This window comes from Mucilaginibacter straminoryzae, from assembly GCF_022953055.1.
Lineage (GTDB): Bacteria > Bacteroidota > Bacteroidia > Sphingobacteriales > Sphingobacteriaceae > Mucilaginibacter > Mucilaginibacter straminoryzae.
In genome coordinates this window covers 89,466-116,326 of sequence record NZ_JALJEJ010000006.1, presented here as the reverse complement: position 1 = coordinate 116,326, position 26,861 = coordinate 89,466, and the positions used below count along the sequence as shown (strand labels likewise).

The following is a 26,861-nucleotide window of genomic DNA, read 5'->3' as shown; positions in this document are numbered from 1 at the left end:
AACCAAAATGAATACCTTAATACTGATATCTGTTCTGCCGATTTTACTGTTGTACCTGGGTGTGTTCAAAGCAAAAAATGCTTTGCTCCCGGTTACCGTTATTGGTTTATTGGCGGCTGCAGGCTTAGCTATTGCCGGATGGAATGCTAATGCAACGCCTATCTATCATGACATGGTGTTGTTTGACAGGTTTTCTATCGCGTTTTCTGTAATTACTATCTTGTCTACGGTATTGATCCTGCTTCTTTCAAAAGACTATTTCGAAAAGATCAGCAGTCACGTAGCAGAATATTATGCCGTAATGCTGTTTTCTCTTGCGGGTATTATTTGCATGGTTTCTTATTATAACCTTACCATGTTGTTTATCGGTATAGAGATCATGTCTGTAAGCTTGTACATCCTGGCAGGTATCAAAAAGAGGGATTTCGCTTCGAATGAAGCTTCATTAAAATACTTCCTGATGGGCGCCTTTTCTACAGGCTTCCTGTTGTTTGGTATCGCGCTCATCTATGGTGCTACCGGTTCTTTCAGTATCTCGGTTATCCGCGATTGGATCCTGACCCACCCGCGTGGTATCGATCCGTTGTTCCACACCGGTGTATTACTGATCATCGTAGGGCTTTGCTTTAAACTGGGTGCTGCTCCGTTCCACTTCTGGACACCGGATGTGTACGAAGGCTCTCCATCACTGATTACAGCCTTTATGTCAACCGTGGTAAAGACAGCCGGTATTGCTGCATTCCTGCGTTTATTCCAAAGCGCATTCTCAACCATCAGCGATTTCTGGATGCCTGTATTACTGGTAATTACCGTGCTTACCTTGTTCATCGGAAACATCACCGCCTTATATCAGCAAAGCTTTAAGCGTATGCTGGCGTTCTCGAGTATTTCGCATGCCGGTTACTTGTTGTTCGCCGTGGTTGCTTTGGGTGCAGCTTCTGCTAATTCGGTATTGATCTATGCTGCTGCTTACTCAATCGCTTCTATTATTGCTTTTGGTGTGCTGATCCTGGTACAACAACAAGCGGATAGCGATCACTTCAGCAGCTTTAACGGATTGGGTAAAAGTAATCCCTTCCTGGCGTTTGTATTGACGGTAGCCATGCTGTCATTAGCGGGTATCCCGTTAACTGCCGGCTTCATCGGTAAGTTCTATATGTTTACAGGGGCGTTGTCCCGCTTACAAGTATGGTTAGTGATCATCGCGGTAGTCAATGCCATCATCAGTATCTACTATTACTTCAAGGTGATTGTGGCGATGTATTTCAGAGGCGGCGAAGAGCGTACCGTACTTGCTGTTCCGGGTTACTTTGTTTTTGTATTGGGTTTATCGGCGCTGCTGACCATCGTTTTAGGTGTTTATCCTACTTTAATAGCCGATATCAATTTCTGATAGCAAGTAAGCCTATTTGATTTAATATTTGTAGCTTTACAAATATTGTGAATGGAAAGCTTCTGGGATCACCTGCATAATATAACCGATGCTAACTCTATAATAAGTCAGGGAGGATTCTACCTGTTGCTTGTAGTTGTTTTTGCAGAAACGGGTTTGTTCTTCGGCTTTTTTCTGCCTGGCGACTATCTGCTGTTTATGGCAGGCCTTTTTTGCGCCACAGGTTCCCTTGATGTTTCTGTTTATACCCTGATCAGCTCGCTGATTATTTCCGGAATTTTAGGTAATTTTATGGGGTACTGGTTTGGTTACAGAACCGGGCCGTTACTTTTTAATAAGAACGATTCGCTGTTTTTTAAAAGACAGTATATCGTAATGGCCGAAAAGTTTTACGATAAGTACGGTGGAATGGCTTTAATATTAGGAAGGTTTTTCCCCATTATCAGAACTTTTGCGCCTATCTTTGCAGGTGTAGTTAAAGTTAAGCTGAACAAATTTACCCTTTATAATATTATAGGGAGTATAGCATGGGTTTTGACGCTGACACTGACAGGTTATTTTTTGGGAAAGAAATATCCGCAGTTAAAAGACTACTTACAATATATAGTGATAGGCCTGATATTGGTTACCAGCCTGCCGCTTGTTTTTGCCTTTTTAAGGAAAAGACTAACGAAAAACGAAACACAAACTTGATATAAAATTTTTTACGAATAATGAGTACTCAACATCCCTGGCACCAGGTATCTACAGGTGAAAACGTTCCTGAAGTTGTAAATGCAATTATAGAGATCCCTAAAGGATCAAAAGCAAAATATGAGATCGATAAAGAATCTGGTTTATTGAAACTGGACCGCGTATTGTTCTCTTCTGTAATGTACCCGGCCAACTATGGCTTTATCCCGAAGACTTACTGCGATGATAAAGACCCTTTGGATATCCTGGTCCTTTGCTCTGTAGACGTTTTCCCGATGTCTATCATCGAAGCGAAGGTAATTGGTGTAATGCACATGGTGGATAATGGTGAACAGGACGATAAGATCATCGCTGTTGCTAAGAATGACATGTCTGTTAACTATATTAACGATTTGAATGAGCTGCCCCCGCACGCGATGAAAGAAATTGTACGCTTCTTCCAGGATTATAAGAAACTAGAAGGTAAGAACGTTACAATCGAGCATTTGTTAGGACGCAGATACGCGCATAAGGTAATTCAAGAGAGTTTGGAATTATATACCCAGACTTTCCCGTCGAATCAATAATTTTTGAATGGGCCCCGATTTAGAAATACACCTTTCGTATATCATTCTTACCATACTACTGGTTGTGCTCAACGGTTTTTTCGTTGCAGCCGAATTTGCAATTGTTAGGGTAAGAGGCTCACAAATAGAAATACAAGCTAAGGCAGGTAGCCGAACCGCCAAGATTGCGCGTGGTATAATGCACAATCTTGACGGTTACCTTGCAGCAACCCAGTTGGGTATCACTATCGCTTCGCTAGGCCTCGGTTGGGCGGGCGAGTCTGTAGTGACCACCGTGATGCTCCGCCTGTTCGCCATGTTTGGGCTGGTGATCACCAATGAAGTGATCATTACCATCAGCCACGTAGTTGCCTTCCTTACCATCACCATGTTGCACATTGTGTTTGGCGAGCTTGCCCCTAAAACACTGGCAATTCAACGTACGGTTCGTACGGCGATGGCAGTATCCCTACCGTTGCGTGTCTTCTTCGTAATCTTCAGGCCGGCGATATGGGTCTTGAATACCTTTGCTAATTTTATCCTGGGGCTTTTCGGCATTAATCCTTCCCATGGCGAAGAATCGCACCATAGTTCAGAGGAATTGCAATACATTCTTGAGCAGGGTAAAGAAAGCGGCGCTATCGATAAAAATGAACATGAACTGATTAAGAACGTGTTTGATTTTAACGAGCGTGTGGTGAAGAACATTATGGTGCCGCGCACTAAGATTTCGGGGATCGAAATTGATGATACCATCGATGAGTTGATGGATACATTGATCACCGAAGGCTATTCGCGTATGCCGGTGTACGAAGAGAGTATCGACAAGATCATCGGCATTGTACATGCCAAGGATATTCTGCCCTTATTAGCGCGTAACGAAGAGATCGTGCTGAAGGACATTATCCGCAAACCTTACTTTATTCCGGAGACCAAAAAAATCAATGATCTGATGGCCGAGCTGCAGCAAAAGCGTATCCAGATCGCTATCGTGTTGGATGAGTTCGGCGGTACCGCCGGTATGGTTACCCTTGAAGATATTGTAGAAGAACTGGTAGGTGAAATACAGGACGAATACGACGAAGAAAAGCCGATTGTAGAGAAGGTGAACGACCGTGAGTTTATCATTAATGCGCTGGCTTCTATCTATGACGTAAACGAGCATTTGCCGCATGATTTACCGGAGGATGGCGACTTTGATACTGTCTCCGGATGGTTAGGCCATATCTTTGGTAAAATACCTGATGTGGGCGAGCAAAAGGAAGCTAACGGATATAACATTACCGTGCTGCGCAAATCTGATCAGAACATTGAATCCGTTAAGCTTGAGTTGTTGCTGAATGAAGAGGATGCAGTAGATTTGCATTAAGTTTGTTCTGCACGGTAGTGCCGGATTTGATCAGCGTTGATAATGACAGCTATCAAGGCGATTGAACCGGTGCACTTTTACACCATACCATTATGCACCTCTTTTACACACCTGATCTGGCTCCGGGCCAAACTGCTTACCAATTGAATGAAGAGGAGAGCAAGCACTGTATCCGTGTGCTGCGACTTTCGGTGCAGGATGAAGTGGAGCTGATAGATGGCCGTGGTGGTTGGTACCATGCCGTTATTGCCGACGCACATCCCAAACGAACTTTGTTAACCATAACATCCAGTGAGCAGGAATACCAAAAACGTAACCATCACCTGCACATTGCCCTCGCACCGACAAAGAATATCGAACGGACGGAATGGTTTCTGGAGAAAGCAACAGAGATCGGGATAGATGAAGTATCGCTTTTGCTTTGCCAACGGTCTGAACGGAAAGAGGCCAAGGTAGACCGCCTGGATAAAATAGTTACAGCTGCGGTTAAACAGTCTTTGAAAGCATATCACCCGCTTATTCATCCAACAATCACTTTTAATCAGTTTATTTCGCAGCCTTTCGAGGGGCAGAAGTTTATCGCTCATTGTGAACCAGGCGAAAAGCAAGAAATTTCAACACTTTTAGAGCCACACGGACGTTATTTGATATTGATAGGGCCCGAGGGCGACTTTAGTCCGGCGGAGATAGAAGGGGCTTTAAAAAATGGATTTAAACCCATAACTTTAGGTAGCAGCCGCCTGCGTACAGAGACCGCTGCACTAGAAGCCTGCTTCGAGGTGAACTTTTTAAACCGTTGATGAGAAAATCTGCGCTATTTTTTCTGGTATTGTCGGGATGCTTGTTGTTTAGCTTCAGCAAGCCGTCGTACAAGCTTGCCCGTTTGAAATATAACGGTGGGGGCGACTGGTATGGCGACCGTACAGCTTTAACCAACCTGGCGAAGTTTTGCAATACTAATTTAAAAACCAATTTTCAGGCAGATGAAGAAACGGTTGATGTAGGTAGCACGGAAATTTTTAACTACCCGTTTGTTTTTATGACTGGCCACGGTAATGTGATATTTACCGATCAGGAAGCGCGAAACCTGCGGAAGTATTTAATAGGTGGGGGCTTCCTACACATTTGCGATAATTACGGGCTGGATCAGTTTATCCGCCCGCAAATGAAAAAGGTATTCCCCGAGCTAGACTTTATAGAACTACCGTATAATCATCCGGTATATCATCAGAAATACGATTTTAACAACGGATTACCCAAAATTCATGAGCATAATAACAAACGTCCACAAGGTTTCGGGATCATTTATAAAGGCCGATTGGTTTGTTTTTACGATTACGAGTGCGATTTGGGTAATGGTTGGGAAGATTATGGTACCTATGCTGGTGACTCGCAACAAACACGTTTAAAGGCTTTGCAAATGGGCGCAAACCTGGTTCAATACGCATTAATACAATAGCTATGTATCAAATTACCGTTAACGAGAAATTCAAATTTACGACTGAAGGAAAAGATGGGTTAGTTGAATTGAATGATAGTATCATTCAGCCAGATATCGCATCCCTTAGCCAAACGAGGTTTCATATCATATTGGATGATAAATCTTACCAGGCAGAACTGGTGGCTTTTGATGCTACTGAGAAAAGCGCTTCGATAAAGGTAAACGGTAATGTATACGAGCTAAAGGCCAAAGACCAGTATGATGCCTTATTAGAACAATTGGGTATGAGCAGTATCACTGCGGGTGCCGTAGCTGATTTGAAAGCGCCAATGCCTGGCTTAGTACTTAAAGTATTTGTTAACGAAGGGGACACCGTGCAAAAAGGCGATAACCTGTTTGTACTTGAAGCGATGAAAATGGAGAATATTATCAAGGCCCCAGCAAGTGCTACCGTAAAGTCTGTACGGATAAAGCCTGGCGATAAAGTAGAAAAAGGAACGGTGCTAATCGGTTTTTAGTGCTTAAGTAAGGTCTGTCTGTTCTGAAAAATAAAAGAGCCTTAAGTGTTTAGCTTAAGGCTCTTTTGGTATCATTACTTCGCCAGTGATTATCTTCCCCTGGCTTTGAATGGTTTCGGTTTTTTCTGAACAAAGTGCGGGCGGCCCGAAGGGTTTATCTCTGTTGCGCCAACCATGGTCATGGCACAACGGAAACCAACTTCTGCGCTTGACTGGTCTTCGTCCATATAACGGCGTGTAGCCGGGTTAAGCCAGTAAGCACGATCATTCCATGAACCGCCTTTGTAAACCTTAGAATGGTCGTTAACCAAAGTTGTCTGTCCATACAACACGGTATTAGCACTATCGGCATAACCTCTGAAATCCGGGTTATAAGGTTTTTTGTACTGATCTCTGATGTCACCTGTAGGCGCAGCAGCAGTAGTGGTAGCAGGCGTAGCACCGGTTGTAGCAGTAGCGGGCTGTGTTTGGGCTGGGGCAGCAGTTATACCAGCGGGCAATGTTTCATTAGTTGCACCGGTTCTTGCATTAGTACCAACGGCAAGTTGTTGTTGAGCTGTCAGTTCGTCCCATTTTTGTTTACGGCCAGTTTTTGCCGGATCTTTAATCGGCCTGCCATATTTATCTTTTGCCAATAAGCCTTTAGCCGGATCTTCCAGGCGTTTGTCTTTAAACTGGTTACCGCGGAATGGGTTAAAATCATCCACGTCTTCAAATGAAGATTGGCGATACGTATCGGCGGTCCATTCGTTTACGTTACCAGCCATATTATATAAGCCAAAATCATTAGGTTGATAAGAACGAACTGGAGCGGTAATGTCTGCCTTATCATTAAGGAAGCCGCCAACACCCATGTTATCACCGTCACCACGTTTAAAGTTAGCCAGGATTAAGCCTCTGGTTCTTTTCTTTGGTGAGCGGACACCCATGCCATTCCATGGATAGATCTTACCGTCGCTGATATTTTCAAATTCGGTATTGCCAATTAAACCTAAGGCAGCGTATTCCCATTCCGCTTCAGATGGTAAACGGTAGCCTGGTTTCAGGATACCATCTTCCAGACCTGCAGGCCTTGTCGGACGGCCATTTTTGCCTTTAGCATTAGCAGCCGGTTTTGCATTAGGGTTCAGATCAGGGATCATTTTTTTACCGTCGATACCCTCGCCACGGTACTGGCCGTTCAGATAAATTTCTGTATTGAAAGGTTCTTTGCCGCCATTTGGTGCCGACGCTGTTGTTGCTCCACCTTTACCATTGCCGCCCTTACCTGCGCCTGCCGCATCTTTCCATGTCGCCAGAATGTTGGCATTACGCAGCAAGTTTTCGTTCATACGGTCTGTACGCCACACACAGTAATCTTGGGCCTGATCCCAGGTAACACCAACAACAGGATAATCCTGGTATGCCGGGTGACGGAAATAGTTGCTAACGTAAGGTTCGTTGTAAGACAAAGGGCTGCGCCAAACTAATGTATCCGGCAACGCTTCATAATAAAGTCTTTTGTCGTCCGGATAGTTAATATTTAACCAATGCAGGTACTCTAACCAGTCCACGTTGGCAACCTCGGTATCATCCATATAAAAAGATGGTACCGTTACCCTGCGGCGCATATTGTTATATTCGTAATTAACATCCTGATCGGCACTGCCGCCTAATACAAAGGTGCCGCCCTCTATAGGAACTAAGCCTGGCCCCGGAGCGGGGTGGGTTTTCTTAAATACCTGGAACCCTCCATTGTATTTATCATTGTAGTTCATCCCTGTTTTAGGGGATTGCTGGCGCTTGCTGCAGCTACTTAACACTACACCCAGGCACAACAACACCAAAGCAAACCTTGTACAATTTAAAGTCATAAATCTATAGTTGTTCACAATGTAAATATAAAAACTTTGTATGTAAATATTTAGTGATCTTTTTGTTAGATATTTAAATTTTTTTACCATTAATTGGGGTTTTTACGATAAAATCAACTAAGAGTTACAATTGTTTGAGAAATTATTTTTTATGCCTGCTGGTAACTTTTGATAAAGTGGCAGATTAACTCTAATATTGCATATAACGCTGTAACAAGTACCAATTGAGCAAGTTTTTTTTTAATAGAATCTTATGGCTTACCGGTGGGGCAGTGTGCTTATTGCCCTTATCGCTTGCAGCCCAAACCACCACACAAACCGTAAGACGCGATAATATTGCTGTACCCTCTATCAACCTTACACCAGATGCGCGTTCTGGTTCCATGGGTGAAGCAGGTGTGGCCATATCGCCGGATGTAAATGCTAATTACTGGAACCCTTCAAAGCTTGCCTTTATTGAGGATGTAAACACGGTATCGGCCTCTTATAATCCCTGGCTGCGTAAATTGGTGCCAGATGTTAGCTTATCTTATTTGAGCTATGCGCACAAGTTTGACGACAACAATGCGCTTGGGCTTTCCATGCGTTATTTCAACCTGGGTTCGGTGCAACTGACTAACGAATTTCAGCAGGATATGGGCACATACACCCCCAATGAATTCACCGCTGACGCTTCTTTTGCGCGCCGTTTTGGTAAAGAGTTTTCATTAGGTTTATCATTAAGATACATTCATTCTGGTCTTTTTAATAATTCGTTCTCTACCGGGCAGCAGATCAGTTCGGTCAATACCGTAGCTGCTGATGTATCTATGTACTATCGCAAGGCGGGAGAGCAGTTTGGCAAGACTTCTTTATTTGCCTTCGGTGCAGATATTTCCAATATAGGGCCGCGTGTAAGTTACTCCGATGGCGGCCCCAAATACTTTTTACCTACTAACCTGCGGTTAGGCGCAGCAAATACGATTGACCTGGATGACCTGAACCAGTTTACCCTGGCTTTTGATCTGAATAAGTTATTGACACCTTCACCCCCAATCAGGGATGCCCAGGGTAATATTATATCCGGTAAGGATGATGATAAATCCGTCCCGGCCGGTATTTTCGGTTCGTTTTCAGATGCACCGGGTGGTTTTAAAGAAGAACTGAAGGAAATAGGCTACTCGCTTGGTATAGAGTACTGGTATAATAAGCAGTTTGCTTTACGTACCGGTTACTATTATAAAGACCCTCAAAAGGGTAGCGGTAACTATTTTACTTTAGGCGCCGGATTGAAATACAAAGCCTTTAACCTGGATTTTTCTTATGTAGCCGCCAGCCAGCAAAAAAGTCCTTTCGCGAACACCCTTCGCTTTACATTGCTGGTTAATTTTAATTCGCTGTTTGATAAAGATGAGTAAGCTAAAAGTTGGATTTGGGTTTGATGTGCACCAGATGAAAGAAGGCCATCCGTTTATTATGGGCGGCGTGCAACTGGAACATCACTCAGGTGCGTTCGGACACTCGGATGCAGACGTCATTGTACATGCCATTTGCGATGCCTTGCTCGGGGCTGCGAACATGCGCGATATCGGCTACCACTTTTCTAATAAGGACGAGCGCTGGCGGGGTATCAGCAGCCTGATCTTGCTGCAACATGTGATAGGTTTATTGAAAGAAAAGGGATGGGCGGTAGGTAATATCGATGCCATGATATGCCTGGAAGCGCCAAAAATTAATCCGCATGTACCGGCTATGAAGGCAAACATTGCCCAGGCAGCCGGGATAGACGAGGAAGACATTTCTATCAAAGCCACTACCAACGAACAAATGGGTTTCATTGGCAGGGGCGAAGGTGTTGTGGCTTATGCCGTTTGCCTGATAGAAAAAGCCTGATCGTTTTACTTTTGTTCCCCTCGCTTTAAGGTTACGTTTCCGGTGCGCTTTAGTGCTCCCCAGCCGCTTAATTCGCCTTTAACCGCTTTACGGATCGCCTTAAACAGTACGTAATACATTAATTGCCTCCAGATGAACCGTTGCGGAATAATGTAAACCAGCTTCTTATAATCTTCACGTTCCATGCGGAAGGCCACCACAGACACAATAAAGTCTACCACAATAAAGGCCAGGTAATAGCCCAGAATTTTCCACGGCTTATCGCTGAACAGACCGATGATCATCAGAAGATCGGCAAGCGGTGAAAATAACGGCAGGATGATCTGGAAGACGAGGATATTAGGCATGCCCACCATCCCGAAGAATTTAAACTTCTTGTTGAACAGCGCATCGCGGTTTTTCCAGAAACTTTGAATTACGCCAAAGCTCCACCTGAAACGCTGTTTCAGCAACGCACCGATCGTTTCCGGCGCTTCTGTGTAAGCAATGGCCTCGCCGCAGTTACGAACAATATAGCCTTGTTTAAGGATGCGCATGGTCAAGTCGCAATCCTCTGCAAGGGTATCATAGGTAAAGCCGCCCGCTTTAAAAATAGCTGCTTTGCGGAAAGCGCCTATGGCACCGGGTACCACGGTGATACTGTTAATCAGGTCGAAGGCGCGGCGGTCCATGTTCTGGGCCGTAATGTATTCAATCGATTGCCAGCGGGTAATCAGGTTATTTTCATTACCAACTTTTACCGTACCGGCTACCGCGCCTATTTCCTCATCGGTAAAGTAGGTCATCAGGTGGTAAATCGCGTCATTCTTCAACACAGTATCTGCATCAATACAAACTACATAATCATACCGGGCATGGGTAATACCAAAATTCAGTGCAGAAGCTTTGCCACCATTAGGTTTGGTTAGCACTGTTACCTTTTCATGGTTACCGTAAGCATTGTTCACCACTTCAAAAGTGCGGTCTTTAGATCCGTCATCTATGAAGATAATTTCCAGTTCCGGATATTCCAGTTGCAATAAGCTGTCGATGGTTTTAATGGCGGTAACCTCTTCATTATACGCCGGAACAATAATGCTTACCGGGTAAAGTACGGCATTTTGGTAGCGGGCATCGCGGGTTTTCTTATCCTCGAAATACTGCCTGATAGCCAGTACACCGATCATGATGATGCGGCCAATAGCCAGGAAGATAGCCGAGAAGAACAGGTACAACATGAACCAGTTGCCATAAAAGAACCCGATGATGAAGAAGTTATACAAGGGGCCGGTGATGCCGCTGTTGGCGTCGTCTTTTATCGGCGGCATCAGGTCATCCTTGGTTTTACCTAAAACGTCGGCAATGGTAGTGAACTGGTAGCCGTGTGTTTTAAAATAATGGATGATCGCAGGCAAAGCCTTAACGGTTTCCTCGCGTGTATCACCGCCGGCATCATGAAGTAAGATCATGGAGCCCTTGTCTGCCTGGCGAATGGTTCGAGCGATGATGCTATCAGCAGTTACGCCGGGCTGCCAGTCCCAAGGGTCGATAGATTCGCCGATGTTGATATAGTTTTGCTTGCGGCTTTCAGCTACCGGAATCACCTCGGCAAGCGTCTGCGGTTCAGCATCCGCATTGAAAGGCGGGCGGAACAGGATGGTACTTCTACCAGTTACCGCTTCTATTAAACGGCGGGTTGAATTCAGTTCCAGCCTTACCCTCGGAATGCTAACGGTTGAAATATCCGGGTGAAAGAAAGTATGGTTTCCGATCTCGTAACCTTCGTCATAGATGCGTCGCAGCAGCGGAATATTCTTTTCCACCATGGAACCTACCACAAAGAACGCCGCAGGTACTTTTTCTTTTTTCAGGATATCCAGAATACGCGGCGTATAATCCGGATCGGGGCCGTCATCAAAAGTAAGCACCACTTTTTTAGGCGCGTAACCGTACCGTCTGATCACGTATTTGGTCGGCAGCTTAATGTAGTTCTGGTTGGTGATTACGAAGTTCTTGGTATCCATCTGCACATCGATACTGCCGGTATCGGGCGTGGTGATCAGGTCCAATACTTCACCATCACCATCGTAATCAATCTTGTTGTTGAGGCCGACGCTGGTTAAACGTTTTACCTCGACGCCCGTTTTTCTGAGCGAGTCTATCGTTAGGTTTTTCTGGAAGAAGGTCCACAATCGTGGGTCTTCCGTGCCTAAACGCCACAAGGCTACACCACCTGTAGCCCAGTCGTCCGCCATGCGGATGATATTAAAGTTGGTAGCCGCATCGGTAAAGTAAACATCATGGCGCAAGCCGTCTTTGCCAACATAATCGTAACTGAGGTTAGCAGACTGCGGATCGTAATTGATCTTTTTATGCTGCTCCAGTGCAGTACTGATAGCATATTGGTACCCGATAGACTTGCCGGTGCTGTTTTGAGGCCAGTCGTAACCACCGCCAGCTACAGTTAAAATCACTTTTTCGCTCGGCACAATAGCGCATACGCGGTCTAAGATTTCTTCTACCCAATGCTGGTTAGAAATGTCGCCCGGATTGGTATTCTCGTTGTGCTGGTCAAAAGCCATCACAAATAGAAAGTCGTTATACTTTTGCAGCTCTTTCAGGTCGTAAGTGTCATCCTCGGCAATTACGTTCTGGGTAACCAGGTAGCCGGCAGCATGCAGGGCGGTATAAAACTCGCGCAGGAAGTTATAGTAAGCTTTGCTGTTACGGCTTGGCAGGTCATCAAACCCAAGATTGATCCCTTTAAACTTGTAAAAGTTTAGCTGTTTAATAACGCTGCTGATAAATGTTGCACGTGAAGCCTTGTTGTTAACAATGCGGATGACATCTTTACTATCGAACCCGCCATGTTGGTTATCGTAGTTGATGTAGTTGGAAAGCGATACAACTACCGGTTTATGATACTTTTTATTGAGGTTCAACAGGCCGGTATCCATTTTAGCGGTAACGGTATCTGCATTCGGCGTAATCGAAAAGCCTTCCGAAACAATCATGTCCAGCTTGCCGATGTGGTCATACAAAGAATTGTAGGCCTGCGCTTCCCATGCGCGATAAAAACCTGCGTTAATCCGGTCTTTGTTGTTGGGGTGCAAGCGCTGGTGTTCGCGGCGGGCACGGGCTAGGGCCTGTATCTCTGCCTTCTGAATGCGGAAATCTTTGTATTTTTTGGAGTGCTTAAGCTGGTCTATCTCCTCTTTGGTTAACTTTTTGGGCGCAGGGTTTAAGTTAGGCAGCGAGGGATACTGCTTTGAAGTAATGGTGATTACCGATGCTGCCACGGCGGCTGCCAGGATAACAGCAATAACACGGCTGATCCATTTAAAACGGTTCCATCTACCAGGGGTTTCGGCTTGAAAAATTTGCTTGTTCTGCGCCATTAAATAGTTTAAACTTTAAACAAAATTAAAAGTTTTGGCGTGAAGATACAGTGAATACCTTTCTAAAGCAATCAGGGTTTGATATTAGAAAAATCTACTCCGCATTTACAATTGCTGCCACAGCTTTTTTTTGCCGTGAAACTTTTGTAAACAAGCCGGCCTACATAGAACAAGGCCGCCGCGAAGAGCAATATGACGATAATGGTTTGAACCATAGCACAAAAATACAATTTATAATCTATACGCAAATCACAGGTAATTATTGTGACGTTAGGTTGATATGGGGGTTACGAGGATTGGGCCCGGCGGAGAGTGTGGCGATAGGAGCGATTTTTGGTAGCGAGTTTCGAGTATTCAGTAGCGAGTATTCAGTAGCAGAGAGCAATGGTAGCGAGTTTCCAGTGGTCAGTAGCGAGTCGGGAAAATCAAAGTTGGTAGGAAGTTAAAGTTGTGCGGGTCTTGCTTAGAACTGATAATTCTCTCGTAACTCAAAACTCGTTCCTAGAACCCTTTACCTATCGTTTAAATGCCCAGCAAATAAACTTTGGTAACACTCTAGCCCAGGTTTCGGTATTGTGCTTACCGCCAACTACTTCTACGTAAGTAATGTCTTCCGGACGGTGATAACCTTTGTTCTCCAATTCGATCATTAGGTCAACGGTATCATCAATGGAGTCAATAATGCCGTTCTGGTTACGGTCGGCCGTTTCGTCTAAAGTTCCTGTCTGGAAGAAGAATTGAAGTTCAGGCTTACCCTCGGTATTACGGATAATTTGGTGCATAACACGGTCGTTATCAGTATAACCATCAGCAAGGCCTTTGGCACGCCACCAAAGCGAGCCGGAGAATACCCCAACTTTGTCAAATATTTCCGGATGATTCCAGCTGATATCCAAAGCAGAAAGCCCGCCGAGTGAAAACCCCGCAAAGGCTACCGTATCAAATCCTTTGTACTGCAATTCATCCTTAAGAGCCGGTAACAGTTCGTCAACGATAAATCCGGTATAAGCTTTTGCTTTGCTGCCGCGCTGCAGGTAATCTACCTGGCTTGCCGTACCGTATTCCTGTATGCGCTCTTCACCTGCGTGTAAGGCCGCCACTGCAAGTTGTTTAATCTGCCCGTTACTATTAAGCCTTTCGAGCGACTGCTTCAATAACAGGTTTTCAGCATCCTGCCCATCATTTAGTAATAACAAGCTCAGAGGTTCTGCCTGGTTGATTAACTCCGGCAAAAGCAGGGTAACCGTTACGTCGCGATCGAGTTCTGTAGAAGGTATTGTTAAGGTTGTTTGTATATAGGGCATGTCAACGGCACAAGTCGGGTACATCATCAATAATAATGGGGATGCAAAAATAAGTTTATCCCGTAGCAAAGCACAACAACGGTCAGATAATTATTTACAGATCATTGACAGATCAAACAATACCTGCTAACTTACATTGTATAAAAAGTAAAGCTTTCTGTTTTGATAGAGCATTATCGGCGCTGGTATTCTCAGAATTTAAGCATGGATATGGAAATGCTGGTCTTTGGCGACCGGGGTTATCCTGTTATATTATTTCCTACTTCGCAGGGGAAGTATTATCAGAATAAAGATCACGGGTTAATTGATAGTATAAGCTGGTTTATAGATCAGGGCCTGGTTAAGATTTATTGCCCGGCAACCATAGATAATTTAACCTGGTACGATAAAAGCATCCATCCCGCCGAGCGGGCGAGAAGATATACCTGGTATGATAAAATGCTGCATGACGAACTGGTTCCCTGGGCAATGCACGAGACCGGTGTAGGTAAAGTGGCGGTAGCAGGTTGCAGTTTTGGGGGTTACCATGCGGCAAATTATGCCTTTAAACACCCGGAAAGGACAGGACATCTGTTTAGTATGGGCGGCGCATTTGATATCAAGATGTTTACCGATGGTTTCTTCAATGACGATATTTTTTACAATAACCCCGTCGACTTTTTACCGGGCAGTAATAACCCGGATCTTTGGCAGATAAACATTATTTTAGGGACATCTGAGTGGGATATTTGCCTTAATTACAACAGGCAGCTATCAGACATTTTAAACAGGAAGCACATTAATCATTGGCTGGACGTGCGGCCGCAGGCAAAACACGACTGGCCCGTTTGGAAAGAAATGTTCCCGCACTATCTATCGACCGTTAAGTAAAAGCAAACAACATAAAACATCACATTTACTATGAAAAAAATTGGAATTCTTTTCGGACAGGAAAATACCTTCCCGCAGGCATTTGTAGACCGGGTGAACCAGAAGGCCGAAAAAGACATCGTTGCAGAATTTGTACGCATTGATAAGGTGCTGCAGGGAGAACCGCTGGATTATGCGGTAATCATAGACCGTATTTCTCAGGACGTGCCTTTCTACCGTGCTGCACTGAAGAATGCCGCAATTAGCGGGACTGCCGTTATCAATAACCCTTTCTGGTGGAGTGCCGATGAGAAATTTTTTAATAATGCGCTTGCGGTAAAACTAGGCGTTCCGGTGCCGAAAACTGCGTTGCTGCCTTCTAAAGATCATCCGGATGGTACGAACGAGAACTCGTTCCGCAACCTGGCTTACCCGCTCGATTGGAATACTATTTTAGATTACGTTGGCTTCCCTGCTTATATGAAACCATTTAACGGTGGCGGTTGGCGCGACGTTTACCGTATTGAAAACAAGGAAGACCTTTGGAAAAAGATGAAGGGCACCGGGCAGTTGGTAATGCTGTTACAGGAAGAGATTGTTTTTGACGATTATTTCCGTTGCTATTGTATCGGTGGCAAGCATGTGCGCATTATGCAGTATGAACCACGTAACCCGCACCATTTGCGTTACGAGCATGGTAAGGCGCCTGCCGAAAAGAGGCTGTTGGAAACCATTAAAAATCATGTATTAACGCTGAACCAATACCTGGGGTACGATTTCAATACCGTGGAGTTCGCCGTTCGGGACGGTATCCCGTATGCGATAGATTTCTGCAACCCCGCGCCCGATGCAGATGTAAACAGCGTAGGGCAGGAGAACTTTGAATGGGTGGTGGAAACCGCAGCTGATTATGCGATAGAGAGAGCGAAAGCACAAAAGCCGGGAGCAGATAACCTTACCTGGGGTAAGTTTATTTCAGCAGCAGTAGGTAAAACGGCGTTGGTTGTGGTGCAGGGAAAGGAAACTAAAGCGGATGTAAGCATTGGCGAGATTGACCATGCCATTTCCGAAGAGCAACAGCAAAAACCTAAAGCAGCTAAGGCAAGAGCCACTAAACCAAAGGCAGCAAAAGAAGCTTCAGCAGAGGTACCTATAGCGGAGCCGGAAAAGGTTGAGCCTAAGCCAAAGTCAAAGAAATCGGCGGCGAAAGATGAAGGTAAAGCAGAGGCAAAGCCGAAAGCGAAGAAGAAATAGAAGCCTGAATATGCGATTGCAAGGCGGGGTGGCAAAGGTTGTCACCTCGGGCTTGTCGAAGGGTAATCTCGCCATATTATTAAAACAGGGGATTGCTTCTACGCTTGCAGCGTATCGCAATGATATTTTTGTTAAATTACTCTTTTTGATAGCGCAAATCAATTAACGCCTTATGAACGATTTTACCTTAGGTGTAGAAGAAGAATTTATGGTGGTTGACCCCGTAACAAGGGAACTGACCTCGCATCAGCAAAAAATTGTAGACGGTGCGCAAAAGATCCACCATGACCAGGTGAAGGCCGAAATGCACCAGGCTGTTGTAGAGGTGGGTACGCACATCTGCCGAAACACGGAAGAGGCGCGTCGCGAGGTAACCAAATTGCGGCTGACTGTAGCGCAACTTGCCGGCGATCTGGGTCTGCGAATAGGTGCATCAGGAACACACCCGTTTTCGCATTGGCAGCACCAACTGATTACGCCGCATCCGCGATATGACGAAATTGTGGACGAATTGCAGGAAGCCGCCCGTTCTAACCTCATCTTTGGTTTGCACGTACATGTAGGGATCCAGTCGCGCGAAATGGCGATCCATATTGCTAACCAGGTACGGTATTTTCTGCCGCATGTATTTGCGCTATCTACCAACTCGCCTTTTTGGGAAGGCCGGAATACGGGCTATAAATCCTTCCGGACCAAGGTGTTTGATAAGTTCCCCCGTACGGGTATTCCTGATGTTTTCAGCAGTATAGAAGAGTATGATAATTACATCAAGCTGCTGGTAAAAACCAACTGTATCGATAACGCGAAAAAGATCTGGTGGGATATCCGTGTACACCCGTTCTATGAGACCATCGAGTTCCGCATTTGTGATTGCCCAATGCTGGTAGATGAAACCATTGCCTTTACCGCATTGTTCCAGGCCCTTTGCGCCAAGTTGTACAAGCTGCGACAGCAGAATATGAAGTTTATTACCTACAGCCGTGCACTCATCAACGAGAATAAGTGGCGGGCCGCAAGGTATGGCATCGACGGTAAAATGATAGACTTTGGTAAACAGATAGAGGTGAACAGCCGTGCCCTGGTGTTAGAGTTGCTCGACTTTGTAGACGACGTAGTAGACGAACTCGGCTGCCGCGAAGATCTATCCTACATTCATCAAATACTGGAGAATGGTACCGGTGCGGACAGGCAACTGGCGGTTTATAATCAGAAAAGCAGTTTTATCGACGTGGTGGATTACATAACTTCGCAAACTTTAAAAGGAGTTGAATAGATGACCACTGATCCAAGGGAAATTAAAGTTGCCGTGCTTGACCTGTATAACGGGATTGAAAACCAGGGTATGCGCGGTTTCGACGAGATATTACGAAGATTTAAGAGCGACAAGAACCTGAACCTTACCTGGCAGGTGTTTAATGTAAGGCAAAAGAATGAATTACCCGGAATGGAGTTCGACTTGTATATTTCCAGCGGAGGGCCGGGTAATCCGCTTACAGAGGATGAGGAATGGGATAAGCGTTACATGCAGTTGATAGATGAACTGGAAGCCTGGAATAATTCTGACACTACTCCTAAAAAGCATGTGCTTTTTGTTTGCCACTCATTTCAGTTGCTTTGCCGGAAATACAAGTTGGGCGAGATATCGCTGCGCCGCTCGCCTTCTTTTGGTATCCTTCCGGTACATTTTGTAAATGGGGGCGAATCTGATCCGGCGATGGCAGGTCTTGCTGATCCTTTCTACGCAGTTGATTCGCGGAGCTGGCAGGTGGTACATCCGGATGAACAGGCATTTGAAAAAATAGGAGCGAAGCTGCTGGCCATAGAAAAAGAACGCCCTTATGTAGACCTGCCGCGGGCAATGATGGCCATTCGTTTTAATAAGTATTTCATTGGTACCCAGTTTCACCCTGAAGCCAACCCCGAAGGGATGAAGTTACATTTGCTGAATGCCGAGAAGAAACAACAGGTGATAGACGAGCACGGCGAACATAAATACAACGAGATGCTGGAACGGCTGGATCACCCGGAAATGCTGTTGCATACCCAACGTACACTGATACCAAACTTTTTGAGAGAGGCAGTTGAGGAGGTGTTGGGGAAAGAGAGCGTCATTTGTAAATCCTGAATTCTGCAATCGAGCGCGTTTGTAACGCGTTCGGGGAGTAATTGACGATTCAATCGTCTTTTGTCAAAGGGAGAAAACATGACAAATGTGTCATTAAATGAGTTAACGCAAATCCGCTTTGAAGTAGTCGCTCGCTTGAAAGTTCAGCGATTAGATAGTCGTCACTCGGCAGGAGCCGAGCGACTGCTGTTAGAGTGTGTAATTCTACACATTGTCATGCTGAGCTTGTCGAAGCATATATAAAGTATCGTTTTTGTTTGTAATGAACCATCTGCCTGTTAGGTTGATGCCCGAGTTACCCTAACGGGCAGATGCTTCCCGAAACTAGTTCGGCACAGGTCGACTACCTTAGCATGACAAAGGGGAATAAAAATAGCGAAGCTTTATGTGTACCTTGCGAGAAACGAAGCATTCTTGAAGGCGCTCAGGATAAATTAAAGTGATAGTACCCGCACTACTGTTTGGCCAAACCGAAGGGTATTTACATCTGCGTTAGTCTGCGTAAAAAGGTCTTCATCGATATCAATTACCACACCGCGTTCATTTGGCCCCTTTCCGCTAAACTCCACCTCGACGCCGTATTGCGCAAAAGCAGATTGGATAACTTCCCGTAAAGTGGTTTGATGATCAGCCCCGGCTGTAGTTACGCGATGGTCAAGGGCAGCGCTTGTAGAAATGGCGCCTTCAAGGCCCAGTACAACTTGCCTTACCTGGCTTTGTATATCAGCAGCAATCATTAGCTGTTAATCTCTGCCAGTTGTTCTTCCAGTTCCTGGTACCAGGCTGCGCCGTACTTACGGATCAAAGGTTCTTTCAGAAATTCATGAACTTTTACCTTTAGCTCATCACCAAAGCTACAGGCCGGGCTGCAGATATTCCAGCGGTCGTAATGCAATACATCAAACTCAGGGTAGGCGGTGATGCGGATGGGGTACAGATGGCAGGAAATCGGCTTTTTCCAATTCATTTCGCCTTGTTCGTAAGCCTTTTCAATCGCACATTTTGTAATACCATTTTCCCAGGTTACGTAGGCACATTCCTTATTAGTATCTACACATGGGGTAGTATAGTCGCCTTCAAAGTCGGTTACGTGCGTGCCTTGCTCTTCTACGGCTTGTATGCCTTTGGCCGTCATAAACGGCTTTACTTTAGGATAGATCTCTTCGAGGATGGCCAGTTCATCGTGGTTCAATGGCGCACCCGAATCGCCCTCGATACAACAAGCCCCTTTACAACGGTTAAGGTTGCATACAAAATTCTCCTTCACTACATCCTCATGCAGCAGCGTACTTCCTACTTCTATCATTTAATTTTTAAGCTGTCCGTTCAACGGAAATTTTAAACCGGTTGCGTTGGTAAGCTCCATTGTAAGGCTTCCTACCACCACTTCTACATGTGCTTTTACCGGTATGCGGTTATTATCATCCGTTACCCAAAGATACAATTTACTGTTTTTGCGAAAAATACGACCAGGGATAATAGAGGGATTAAATTTCAGACAGTTGAATGTACCCAAAGCGGTCTTTACTTTTTCGCGACCGGCAAAGGTAATGCTGAGCGTTTGCACGCCATCGTCTAAAAAATATTGCATGTCAAAAGTATCGCCAACCTTCAGTTTAGAAACGTCCAGGTTACGGGCAAAGTAGTATGCGGATGGAAAATCGAACACTTTTCCGCCTTTTAACGGGAAAACTCCCTGCCCGGCGGTTACCTTGTTATCCTGCCTGTCAAAGCTTACCTTGTCGGTATGGTGCCAGCTGCCTTCGTGCCTGTTTTCGGTATACAAATAGGGCAGCAGGGTGCTTTTATCAATATAACTTTCGTACCTGTTACGCACCTTGTAGAACACGTCAAACGTACCGGCGGTATTTCCGTCAGCAATGATATGATAAGCCGGTCGCCCGTCGAATTTTACATCGCTGTCTTCTATCTTTAAATGGGCCTCGGCTGCAGTAAAAATGCCGTACTTGAGGCGGTAGTTCAGCCGCTCGCCAGCTTTAAATGCCGTATCATCTATCCTGTCGGGCATGGGCAGAAATTGCCTGAAGGCAAACAGCGCTGCCGCGGTAACAATGGAGAATAGTATAATAAAGGCCCTTTTTGTCATGTTTTAATCCTTCCTTTTGTAAATAGGTACGGTAGAGCAAGGCTCGCCGAACATTAGACTCTTTACAACAGGCGAAAGTTTAGTCGTCAATGCAACATAAGCGTCAACAGGCACAGGGGTATCGCCACAACCCTTGATCACGATGCGCTGATCGCGGTACGGATCCGCGTCGAAACGCTCGATCTGCTTTTCAAACAGCTTCGCTTCTATGGTATCTGCATCGCCAAAAACAACCGCTTTAGCATAAGGCGCAAGCCGGTTAGCTAACAGCATATAAGCCCAGGCAGGCACAATAGCATCAGCCGTGCAGGTAATACCAACAATTTTATCCTGGTACTGCGCCCAGTCATGCGCCTTCACAAACTCCCGGAAGTCTTTCTCACGCAAGATCAGGCCGTGAAAAAGATTATCTTTTATATCATAAACCACGCGTTCCCCTTCCGGATAAAAATCCGCCGGGTCGATGGTTACCAGCCCGCTTTGGGCAACCTTATTCACAAAATTTTCCTGAATCTCCATAGTCTTAAAATAAAAAATCCGGAACAGTTATAACGCTGTTCCGGATGCAAAATTACGCTATTTTAAATTACATGAATTTAGCGCGGTAATCTTTTACATTCGCCTTATCTTTCAGAGCATCAAAGATCTGGTTATCGGCGCGCTGTAATAAAGCCTGTCCGATCTGCTCACGCTGACGAACTGCATTTGTAAGTGGCGCCGGGTTAACAAAACCATTAACCACAAAGGCGTAAACGCCATGTTCGCCTTCAATAGGTTTGCTTAGCTTATTCGGTTGTGAACCAAATACAGCACCAATCAGTTTATTCTCTTGTGCCACGGCAGGTAATATCGGGTTGGCAAATACCACGTTCTCAACAGGAACTACGCTGGTACCTACTTTTTGTGCAACCTGCTCAATAGAAGAAGCGCCGTTTAACGCACCTTGCAGTTTCTCGCTCAGTTGTTTCGCTTTAACAATATTACGGACAGCAGGCTCAATTTGCTTCTTAACCACCTCGAGCGGTAAAATGCCTTCCGGTTTAATTTCTACCAGTTTAGGAACCACGTATTGGTTACCCACGGTAAACGCTTTATCGGCAAGGGCACCTTTTTCTGCACCGAAGCCCCATTTAACCATGTCACGGGCATTTTCCAAGCCTGGCAGGCTAACTGCTAAACCATTTACATCATCAGCAGTTTTAACCTGTAAGCCCATCTTTTTGGCTTCGGCTTCAAAGTTATCGCTGTTAGCAGCAGACAGGAATGATTGTGCTTTGCTGAACGCAGCAGACTGGGTTTGGCTGCTGGCCGTAAGCGGACGATCAACTGTAGCTACTTTAACTACTTTAGATGAACCTTTTTGATCCTCAATCTGGATCAGGTGTACGCCAAATTGTGAAGTAACAACTACCAGGTCTCCTTTTTTACCGGTGAATGCAGCTTCCTCAAACTGAGGCACCATTGCGCCACGGCCGAAGTAGCCTAAGTCGCCGCCTTTTTCAGCAGAACCTTTATCTGTAGAGTAAGTTTTTGCCAGGTCAGCAAAAGGCTTACCACCCTGGATCAGTTTCTTTAATGAATCTGCCTGTGCTTTGGCTTTATCCAAACCACCTGTTAATTGCGGGTTGATCAGGATGTGACGTGCTTTAACCGAATCTGGACCAACGGTTACATCTACCAGTTTAGATACTTTGTAGCTACCGTCAGACAGGTATGGGCCGTATACAAAACCTTTAGATGCATTAAACATCACGGTATCCAGTTTAGGCTCTAACTGGCCTTTGCGCAGAAATGCCAGCGGCGCTTTATAAGCAGCATTAACGGCATTGATCTGAACGAAAAGGGAATCGTTAGGGGTTGTTTTAAAATCTGCAGCCAGTTTATCTGCCTGTGCTTTTATCGCAGCAGAATCTGCTTTAGAAGGCGCAGCATTAAAGCTAACATATTTGAACGTGCGCAGCTCCTGCTCATTTTTGAAAGCAGCTTTGTGCTCGTCATAATAAGCCTGGAAGTCGCCGTCGGTAAGGGTAACTTTATTATCAGGGATGGTTGAATAATCTAAAGCGACATATTTAAAGTTGGCCAGTTTGTTTTTAGCCTCGTAATCGTCTTTAGCATCTAATGAGTTTACGTATAAACCGTTTCTGATCAGAGAAAGGTATTTCTGGGTTTTTTTGGTATCAATTAAAGAGGCTACTAGTTGAGACCAGCGCTGTTTCATTTCATCAGCACCAGGTGCATTTTGCATAGCGCTTAAGAACTGGTTCAGCTGTCCGCGGTCGAACTGGCCGGTTTGAGGGTTAGAGAAGTTGCGTACGATCTCCGGATCAGGATTTGGTCCGCTGATCATGTTGCGGGTTTCGTCTTCGCCAACTACCAGCCCTAATTTATCCACTTCTTTTTTCAGGATGATCTGGCTTACGTTCTGGCTCCAGGTCATGTTTTGTACGTAGCTTACCAACTGCGGCGTAAGGTTTTGGCCGAATTGCTGCTGATACTGCTTTTCGTTAAACTCTACACGTTTGTTAAAGTCTTCGTAACTGATCTTTTCACCTGCTACCTCGCCCACTGTTGTGCGGTCACCAGAAAAAAAAGATCTGCCGTACTGCACCGCTTCACTGGCAATAAAGGCAAAAAGCGCTAAACCGATAACAACGACCAGGATTACTCCCATCCGGTTGCGCAAAAAACTCATAATACCCATATACTAACTCAAATAATAATTTTCTATTTAGTTAAAAGAGGGCGCAAGATACAATTTTTACCAAAAAATAGCATCAGAAATTTCGCGCCATTAAACAAATTTTTATGGAGCAATGTTTTGATTGACAGGAAATTTACCGGTGGTTTGTGAGATGTCCCACGGATCAAATTTCTGATTGGTCTTTAAAGAGGCGCCATTGATCACACTGCCATCGGTGGTAATGATGGTAACCGGCTTCTGCGAGGTTACTTTATTGGTAATTTCCTCCCAGATCAGTTCATCAGACATAAACTTATCGCCTTTGGCATTGGTTGCCACTACATTCTTTCGTAGCTCGATCAGGTGTTCGTTATTATAGCGGATGGCGTAGTCAGCAACTACGGAACTGCTCATCTTCAGGTTGGCATCAAAAAACACCACCTTAACGCCTTTGGGCATTTCGGTATAAGGCTTTTTCCCTTCGGTGTATTCGAGCATCAGGGGCGAAGTAAGTCTTGCCTTTACTTTTGCAGAATCGCTATAGATCACGTCAACGCCTGTTGTACGTTGTACGGGTTTTGTTTCCTGCATGGAGGCAATCTCGCGTACCTTCTTCAGGTCATTTTCTTCACAGCCAGCCAGTAACAGCGCCACAACAGCAACTGTAAAACCAAATTTTACACCGTTACAAAGGCTTCGAAGCATTATTAACCTCAATTAATCGAACCGGTATTTGCGGAACCAGATATCGTTCAGGGTGAATCCTAAATGGAAGTTAAAATAATTTTCGCGGATCAGGCCCGGAGCTAAGCTTCCGCGGCGGCCAACTTCTGCTGAGAAATTAATCTTGTAAAAGCTGGTGTTGTTACGCGGCAGCGGGAAACCCAAACCAAAGGTAATGGCCTGCGCTTTAATATCCCGGTCGTTGATGGTAATGTAAGTCTTTTCTGCTTTGAAACCCAGGCTGTAATCCATCAGCGCGAAGTAGTTATGCAGTGCGTTGTAGTTTGGTGTAATCTGGCCGCCAACGTTGAAAGACTGGCTGTTACTCAATCCCTGGTTTACGCCACCAATGGTCAGGTCAGACCATTTTCCGGTGCTGTAATCTGCACCGAACAGGTATTTATTTTCTTTATGTAATGAAAAACCAAAGTGATTGATCAGCGGTAGTTTGATCTTAGATTGGCTAGATTGCCTGTTTACCAAAGTATCTGTTGCGAGGCCCTCGTTATTTGTTGTAAAGTTCTTGCTGTACTGGCTCAGAATATATTTGCTCTGGCTGTTCAACTGGGTGCTTGCCGAACCAGAGTAACCGAAGGTAAGGTGCGTAGCTTCAGCAACATCGAATGTTACCTGCGTGCCGAAATCATAATTCAGGCCGCCTACGTTATTGCTTTGCTCCAGACGGGTATTAAAGCCGCCATAAAGGTTAGGGATCTCTGTAGAACTAAATTGCTCCAGGTTACCAAAGATGTAAGAAACATTACCACCGAAATAGAAGTGCTTACCCAGGCCAAAACCATAACCGATGAAGGCCTTAGACAAACCACCTTCGCCACTGTAAATGTAATTCACGCTGTTGGTATCTGATGGCAGGCCCGAACCCAGGTTAGATTTAGTTTGCGTATAATTATAACCCAGTTCTGAATAGGGTTTTAAGCCGAAGGCCAGCGCAGAGCGTTTGCTTACCGGAACAGCAAAAGTAATATGGCTTAACCGGAAATTGCCGTTCGTTTGTGAAGAAGCGCCCGACTGGTTAAGGGTGATGAAATTGGCAGATGCACCAACATCGATAGTAGTAAGGTTGATAAAGCCGTAAGAAGCCGGGTTGTAAGAGTTTACCAGGTTATACCCGCCGATTTTATTAATAGCAGCACCGATACCGCCCATACCCCGCTGCTGGGGCAGCAGATCCTGACTTAGCAAGCCCAACCCATATTTAGAATAAGGGGAGCTGGTAGTAGCGGTAGACTGTGCCATTACCGCACTTGCTGATAAAGCAAAAAAGAACAGGATTACAAAACGGATATATTTAATCATTATGCTGTATAACTGCGTTTAAACCCCTTAAAACGAGATAAGGGTCAATTTTAATATAGGGGGCAAAGATGCTATTTTTCAGTACAGTATCCAAAAAAATAGCGTCGCCGCCGGTTAGTATCACATTTAATTCGGGGTGCTGCTCCCGGTAACTTTCTACGAAGCCGGTCACCTCATATTTTAGTCCGTTTTGTACACCCGACTGCATCGCTGAGGGCGTATCGTCGCCCCAGGCCGTGCTTATTTTTTCCGAGTCGGTACTTACCAGCGGCAGGGCGGCCGTGAATTCGTGCATTGCCCTGAACCTCATTTGCAAGCCCGGTGAAATACTGCCACCGTTATAATTGCCCTGGTTATCTACAAAGTCGTAAGTGATGCAGGTGCCCGCATCTATTACCAAACTGGCTTGCTCCGGGTATTCGGCATAAGCGCCAACTACTGCCGCAAGCCTGTCTAAACCAAGTGTTTCCGGCGTACGGTAATGATTTTTGATATTGGCGGCCATCCGGTAGTTAAAAACCTGCACCGGCAAATAAGCAGAAAGCTGCTCGTGCCAGGTATGGTCTTTTTTTACGGTGGAGATAATTGCGCTTTCTGGTTGATAACGGCTGAGTACATCGCTTAAGACTGCCGGATCCGGCTCGGGTAGATGAGCTGTCCAAAGAATTTCGCGGTGTTGAAAAATAGCAAGCTTGGCTTGCGAATTGCCGATATCAACTACCAGATCAGGCATTCGCCAATGACAATATCGATTCGAACAACACCAATCCGTCCTGATTACCCACCAGAATGTCGGCAGCGCGTTCAGGGTGCGGCATCAATCCAAAAACGTTTCTGCCTGCATTACACACACCGGCAATGTTTTCTAATGAGCCATTCGGATTAGCATCCGCCGTTACATTACCCATCTCATCGCAATACCTGAACAGCACCTGGTCGTTATCATTTATCGCCTTCAGTGTCTCCGCATCAGCAAAGTAATTTCCCTCGCCATGAGCGATAGGGATCTTCAATGCCTCATTCAAATCTGCTTGTGAGGTCAGTAATGAATTGTTGGTTTGCGGTTTCAGGAAAATGTTGCGGCAAATAAATTTACGGTTCTCGTTATGCAGCAATGCACCGGGCAGTAAACCTGCTTCAACCAAAATCTGGAAGCCGTTACAAATACCCATTACCTTACCACCGTTGCCGGCAAACTTAATCACCTCTTGCATAATAGGTGAAAAACGGGCAATGGCGCCAGAGCGCAGGTAATCGCCAAAAGAGAAACCACCGGGCAGAATAATAAAATCAGCACCTTGTAAATCATGGTCTTTATGCCATAGGCGAACCACCTGCTGACCTAATATTTTGTCCAACACATAGATGATATCTTCATCGCAGTTGGAACCCGGGAATATAACTACGCCAAATTTCATGCTACAAAACTAATACAACC

26 protein-coding genes are annotated in these 26,861 nt (G+C 45.2%); 14 read left to right on the top strand and 12 right to left on the bottom strand.

The genetic code is table 11. The features are described from left to right. Positions 1 to 7: 7 nt before the first annotated feature. The 7 genes from MUY27_RS13675 (at position 8) to MUY27_RS13645 (ending at position 5,959) form a co-directional block, all read left to right on the top strand. Positions 8 to 1,393 (top strand): NADH-quinone oxidoreductase subunit N, encoded by a 1,386-nt coding sequence (locus MUY27_RS13675; protein WP_245130633.1) that lies wholly within the window; start codon positions 8 to 10, stop codon positions 1,391 to 1,393. A 51-nt stretch (positions 1,394 to 1,444) separates the two neighbouring features. After that, the gene (locus tag MUY27_RS13670) at positions 1,445 to 2,086 is read left to right on the top strand and encodes a DedA family protein (protein ID WP_245130631.1); all 642 of its coding nucleotides are present in this window, start codon (positions 1,445 to 1,447) and stop codon (positions 2,084 to 2,086) included. Positions 2,087 to 2,106: 20 nt separating this feature from the next. Beyond that, positions 2,107 to 2,652 carry an inorganic diphosphatase gene (locus tag MUY27_RS13665; RefSeq protein WP_245130628.1) on the top strand — a complete coding sequence of 182 codons (546 nt, stop codon included), beginning with the start codon at positions 2,107 to 2,109 and terminating at the stop codon, positions 2,650 to 2,652. A gap of 7 nt (positions 2,653 to 2,659) precedes the next feature. Further along, positions 2,660 to 4,000, top strand: coding sequence for a hemolysin family protein (locus tag MUY27_RS13660; RefSeq protein WP_245130626.1), 1,341 nt, complete (start codon positions 2,660 to 2,662; stop codon positions 3,998 to 4,000). Between the two features lie 92 nt (positions 4,001 to 4,092). Further along, positions 4,093 to 4,800, top strand: coding sequence for a 16S rRNA (uracil(1498)-N(3))-methyltransferase (locus MUY27_RS13655; protein WP_245130624.1), 708 nt, complete (start codon positions 4,093 to 4,095; stop codon positions 4,798 to 4,800). Beyond that, a complete protein-coding gene (locus tag MUY27_RS13650; RefSeq protein WP_245130622.1) occupies positions 4,800 to 5,459 on the top strand; it encodes a DUF4159 domain-containing protein in 660 nt (219 codons plus the stop codon). The genes MUY27_RS13655 and MUY27_RS13650 overlap by 1 nt, the downstream gene beginning before the upstream one ends. 2 nt (positions 5,460 to 5,461) lie before the next feature. After that, the gene (locus MUY27_RS13645; protein ID WP_245130620.1) at positions 5,462 to 5,959 is read left to right on the top strand and encodes an acyl-CoA carboxylase biotin carboxyl carrier protein subunit; all 498 of its coding nucleotides are present in this window, start codon (positions 5,462 to 5,464) and stop codon (positions 5,957 to 5,959) included. 89 nt (positions 5,960 to 6,048) lie between these two features. Here MUY27_RS13645 and MUY27_RS13640 read toward each other — a convergent pair whose 3' ends face one another. Further along, positions 6,049 to 7,812, bottom strand: a complete 1,764-nt coding sequence (locus MUY27_RS13640) for an SUMF1/EgtB/PvdO family nonheme iron enzyme (protein WP_245130619.1) — start codon at positions 7,810 to 7,812, stop codon at positions 6,049 to 6,051. 224 nt (positions 7,813 to 8,036) lie between these two features. Between MUY27_RS13640 and porV the strand changes: the two genes are divergently transcribed. Next, positions 8,037 to 9,209, top strand: coding sequence for a type IX secretion system outer membrane channel protein PorV (gene porV, locus MUY27_RS13635; protein WP_245130616.1), 1,173 nt, complete (start codon positions 8,037 to 8,039; stop codon positions 9,207 to 9,209). After that, positions 9,202 to 9,684 (top strand): 2-C-methyl-D-erythritol 2,4-cyclodiphosphate synthase, encoded by a 483-nt coding sequence (gene ispF, locus MUY27_RS13630; RefSeq protein WP_245130615.1) that lies wholly within the window; start codon positions 9,202 to 9,204, stop codon positions 9,682 to 9,684. Before porV ends, ispF begins: the two co-directional genes overlap by 8 nt. Positions 9,685 to 9,689: 5 nt before the next feature. On the opposite strand, the gene MUY27_RS13625 is transcribed toward ispF, so the two are convergent. Next, entirely contained in the window at positions 9,690 to 13,061 is a 3,372-nt protein-coding gene (locus MUY27_RS13625; protein WP_245130612.1) for a trifunctional glycoside hydrolase family 18/polysaccharide deacetylase/glycosyltransferase family 2 protein, read from the bottom strand. A 50-nt stretch (positions 13,062 to 13,111) separates the two neighbouring features. Here MUY27_RS13625 and MUY27_RS20735 point away from each other — a divergent pair, with 50 nt between their 5' ends. Next, the gene (locus tag MUY27_RS20735; RefSeq protein ID WP_476739018.1) at positions 13,112 to 13,507 is read left to right on the top strand and encodes a hypothetical protein; all 396 of its coding nucleotides are present in this window, start codon (positions 13,112 to 13,114) and stop codon (positions 13,505 to 13,507) included. A gap of 69 nt (positions 13,508 to 13,576) precedes the next feature. Here the strand turns inward: MUY27_RS20735 and MUY27_RS13615 are convergent, their stop codons facing one another. Next, positions 13,577 to 14,392 carry an alpha/beta hydrolase gene (locus MUY27_RS13615; RefSeq protein WP_245130609.1) on the bottom strand — a complete coding sequence of 272 codons (816 nt, stop codon included), beginning with the start codon at positions 14,390 to 14,392 and terminating at the stop codon, positions 13,577 to 13,579. Positions 14,393 to 14,569: 177 nt separating this feature from the next. On the opposite strand from MUY27_RS13615, the gene MUY27_RS13610 reads away from it, so the two are divergent. From MUY27_RS13610 to MUY27_RS13595, 4 genes are all read left to right on the top strand, one after another. Then, positions 14,570 to 15,235, top strand: coding sequence for an alpha/beta fold hydrolase (locus MUY27_RS13610; protein WP_245130607.1), 666 nt, complete (start codon positions 14,570 to 14,572; stop codon positions 15,233 to 15,235). Between the two features lie 30 nt (positions 15,236 to 15,265). Beyond that, positions 15,266 to 16,468: an ATP-grasp domain-containing protein gene (locus MUY27_RS13605; RefSeq protein ID WP_245130606.1), complete on the top strand. Its 1,203-nt coding sequence runs from the start codon at positions 15,266 to 15,268 to the stop codon at positions 16,466 to 16,468. Positions 16,469 to 16,640: 172 nt separating this feature from the next. Continuing rightward, positions 16,641 to 17,741 carry a carboxylate-amine ligase gene (locus tag MUY27_RS13600; RefSeq protein ID WP_245130605.1) on the top strand — a complete coding sequence of 367 codons (1,101 nt, stop codon included), beginning with the start codon at positions 16,641 to 16,643 and terminating at the stop codon, positions 17,739 to 17,741. Next, positions 17,742 to 18,593, top strand: a complete 852-nt coding sequence (locus MUY27_RS13595; RefSeq protein WP_245130604.1) for a type 1 glutamine amidotransferase — start codon at positions 17,742 to 17,744, stop codon at positions 18,591 to 18,593. A gap of 434 nt (positions 18,594 to 19,027) precedes the next feature. On the opposite strand, the gene MUY27_RS13590 is transcribed toward MUY27_RS13595, so the two are convergent. The 9 genes from MUY27_RS13590 to purQ form a co-directional block, all read right to left on the bottom strand. After that, positions 19,028 to 19,330: a hypothetical protein gene (locus tag MUY27_RS13590; protein ID WP_245130603.1), complete on the bottom strand. Its 303-nt coding sequence runs from the start codon at positions 19,328 to 19,330 to the stop codon at positions 19,028 to 19,030. Next, entirely contained in the window at positions 19,330 to 19,899 is a 570-nt protein-coding gene (locus MUY27_RS13585; protein WP_245130602.1) for a DUF3109 family protein, read from the bottom strand. The genes MUY27_RS13590 and MUY27_RS13585 overlap by 1 nt, the downstream gene beginning before the upstream one ends. Then, the gene (locus tag MUY27_RS13580) at positions 19,900 to 20,700 is read right to left on the bottom strand and encodes a DUF3108 domain-containing protein (protein WP_245130601.1); all 801 of its coding nucleotides are present in this window, start codon (positions 20,698 to 20,700) and stop codon (positions 19,900 to 19,902) included. A gap of 3 nt (positions 20,701 to 20,703) precedes the next feature. After that, positions 20,704 to 21,219, bottom strand: coding sequence for a DUF2480 family protein (locus MUY27_RS13575; protein WP_245130599.1), 516 nt, complete (start codon positions 21,217 to 21,219; stop codon positions 20,704 to 20,706). Between the two features lie 67 nt (positions 21,220 to 21,286). Beyond that, positions 21,287 to 23,395 (bottom strand): peptidylprolyl isomerase, encoded by a 2,109-nt coding sequence (locus tag MUY27_RS13570; RefSeq protein WP_338042676.1) that lies wholly within the window; start codon positions 23,393 to 23,395, stop codon positions 21,287 to 21,289. Positions 23,396 to 23,506: 111 nt separating this feature from the next. Further along, positions 23,507 to 24,088 (bottom strand): LPS export ABC transporter periplasmic protein LptC, encoded by a 582-nt coding sequence (gene lptC, locus MUY27_RS13565; protein WP_245130594.1) that lies wholly within the window; start codon positions 24,086 to 24,088, stop codon positions 23,507 to 23,509. Between the two features lie 12 nt (positions 24,089 to 24,100). Continuing rightward, positions 24,101 to 25,423 carry a BamG family beta-barrel-assembly machinery protein gene (gene bamG, locus MUY27_RS13560; protein WP_245130592.1) on the bottom strand — a complete coding sequence of 441 codons (1,323 nt, stop codon included), beginning with the start codon at positions 25,421 to 25,423 and terminating at the stop codon, positions 24,101 to 24,103. Continuing rightward, a complete protein-coding gene (locus MUY27_RS13555; protein ID WP_245130590.1) occupies positions 25,416 to 26,156 on the bottom strand; it encodes a type III pantothenate kinase in 741 nt (246 codons plus the stop codon). Before MUY27_RS13555 ends, bamG begins: the two co-directional genes overlap by 8 nt. After that, the gene (gene purQ, locus MUY27_RS13550) at positions 26,149 to 26,841 is read right to left on the bottom strand and encodes a phosphoribosylformylglycinamidine synthase subunit PurQ (protein WP_245130588.1); all 693 of its coding nucleotides are present in this window, start codon (positions 26,839 to 26,841) and stop codon (positions 26,149 to 26,151) included. The genes MUY27_RS13555 and purQ overlap by 8 nt, the downstream gene beginning before the upstream one ends. Positions 26,842 to 26,861: the final 20 nt, after the last annotated feature.

What these genes read in the sequence shown, in the direction of transcription:
- MUY27_RS13650 (WP_245130622.1), top strand. Translation starts at nt 4,800, where the DNA reads ATGAGAAAATCTGCGCTATTTTTTCTGGTATTGTCGGGATGCTTGTTG.
- MUY27_RS13610 (WP_245130607.1), top strand. Translation starts at nt 14,570, where the DNA reads ATGGATATGGAAATGCTGGTCTTTGGCGACCGGGGTTATCCTGTTATA.
- MUY27_RS13640 (WP_245130619.1), bottom strand. Translation starts at nt 7,812, where the DNA reads ATGACTTTAAATTGTACAAGGTTTGCTTTGGTGTTGTTGTGCCTGGGT.
- MUY27_RS13655 (WP_245130624.1), top strand. Translation starts at nt 4,093, where the DNA reads ATGCACCTCTTTTACACACCTGATCTGGCTCCGGGCCAAACTGCTTAC.
- MUY27_RS13600 (WP_245130605.1), top strand. Translation starts at nt 16,641, where the DNA reads ATGAACGATTTTACCTTAGGTGTAGAAGAAGAATTTATGGTGGTTGAC.
- MUY27_RS13605 (WP_245130606.1), top strand. Translation starts at nt 15,266, where the DNA reads ATGAAAAAAATTGGAATTCTTTTCGGACAGGAAAATACCTTCCCGCAG.
- MUY27_RS13670 (WP_245130631.1), top strand. Translation starts at nt 1,445, where the DNA reads ATGGAAAGCTTCTGGGATCACCTGCATAATATAACCGATGCTAACTCT.
- purQ (WP_245130588.1), bottom strand. Translation starts at nt 26,841, where the DNA reads ATGAAATTTGGCGTAGTTATATTCCCGGGTTCCAACTGCGATGAAGAT.
- MUY27_RS13615 (WP_245130609.1), bottom strand. Translation starts at nt 14,392, where the DNA reads ATGATGTACCCGACTTGTGCCGTTGACATGCCCTATATACAAACAACC.
- ispF (WP_245130615.1), top strand. Translation starts at nt 9,202, where the DNA reads ATGAGTAAGCTAAAAGTTGGATTTGGGTTTGATGTGCACCAGATGAAA.
- MUY27_RS13645 (WP_245130620.1), top strand. Translation starts at nt 5,462, where the DNA reads ATGTATCAAATTACCGTTAACGAGAAATTCAAATTTACGACTGAAGGA.
- bamG (WP_245130592.1), bottom strand. Translation starts at nt 25,423, where the DNA reads ATGATTAAATATATCCGTTTTGTAATCCTGTTCTTTTTTGCTTTATCA.
- MUY27_RS13585 (WP_245130602.1), bottom strand. Translation starts at nt 19,899, where the DNA reads ATGATAGAAGTAGGAAGTACGCTGCTGCATGAGGATGTAGTGAAGGAG.
- MUY27_RS13590 (WP_245130603.1), bottom strand. Translation starts at nt 19,330, where the DNA reads ATGATTGCTGCTGATATACAAAGCCAGGTAAGGCAAGTTGTACTGGGC.
- MUY27_RS13660 (WP_245130626.1), top strand. Translation starts at nt 2,660, where the DNA reads ATGGGCCCCGATTTAGAAATACACCTTTCGTATATCATTCTTACCATA.
- MUY27_RS13580 (WP_245130601.1), bottom strand. Translation starts at nt 20,700, where the DNA reads ATGACAAAAAGGGCCTTTATTATACTATTCTCCATTGTTACCGCGGCA.
- MUY27_RS13555 (WP_245130590.1), bottom strand. Translation starts at nt 26,156, where the DNA reads ATGCCTGATCTGGTAGTTGATATCGGCAATTCGCAAGCCAAGCTTGCT.
- MUY27_RS13665 (WP_245130628.1), top strand. Translation starts at nt 2,107, where the DNA reads ATGAGTACTCAACATCCCTGGCACCAGGTATCTACAGGTGAAAACGTT.
- MUY27_RS13625 (WP_245130612.1), bottom strand. Translation starts at nt 13,061, where the DNA reads ATGGCGCAGAACAAGCAAATTTTTCAAGCCGAAACCCCTGGTAGATGG.
- MUY27_RS13675 (WP_245130633.1), top strand. Translation starts at nt 8, where the DNA reads ATGAATACCTTAATACTGATATCTGTTCTGCCGATTTTACTGTTGTAC.
- lptC (WP_245130594.1), bottom strand. Translation starts at nt 24,088, where the DNA reads ATGCTTCGAAGCCTTTGTAACGGTGTAAAATTTGGTTTTACAGTTGCT.
- MUY27_RS13570 (WP_338042676.1), bottom strand. Translation starts at nt 23,395, where the DNA reads ATGAGTTTTTTGCGCAACCGGATGGGAGTAATCCTGGTCGTTGTTATC.
- MUY27_RS13575 (WP_245130599.1), bottom strand. Translation starts at nt 21,219, where the DNA reads ATGGAGATTCAGGAAAATTTTGTGAATAAGGTTGCCCAAAGCGGGCTG.
- MUY27_RS13595 (WP_245130604.1), top strand. Translation starts at nt 17,742, where the DNA reads ATGACCACTGATCCAAGGGAAATTAAAGTTGCCGTGCTTGACCTGTAT.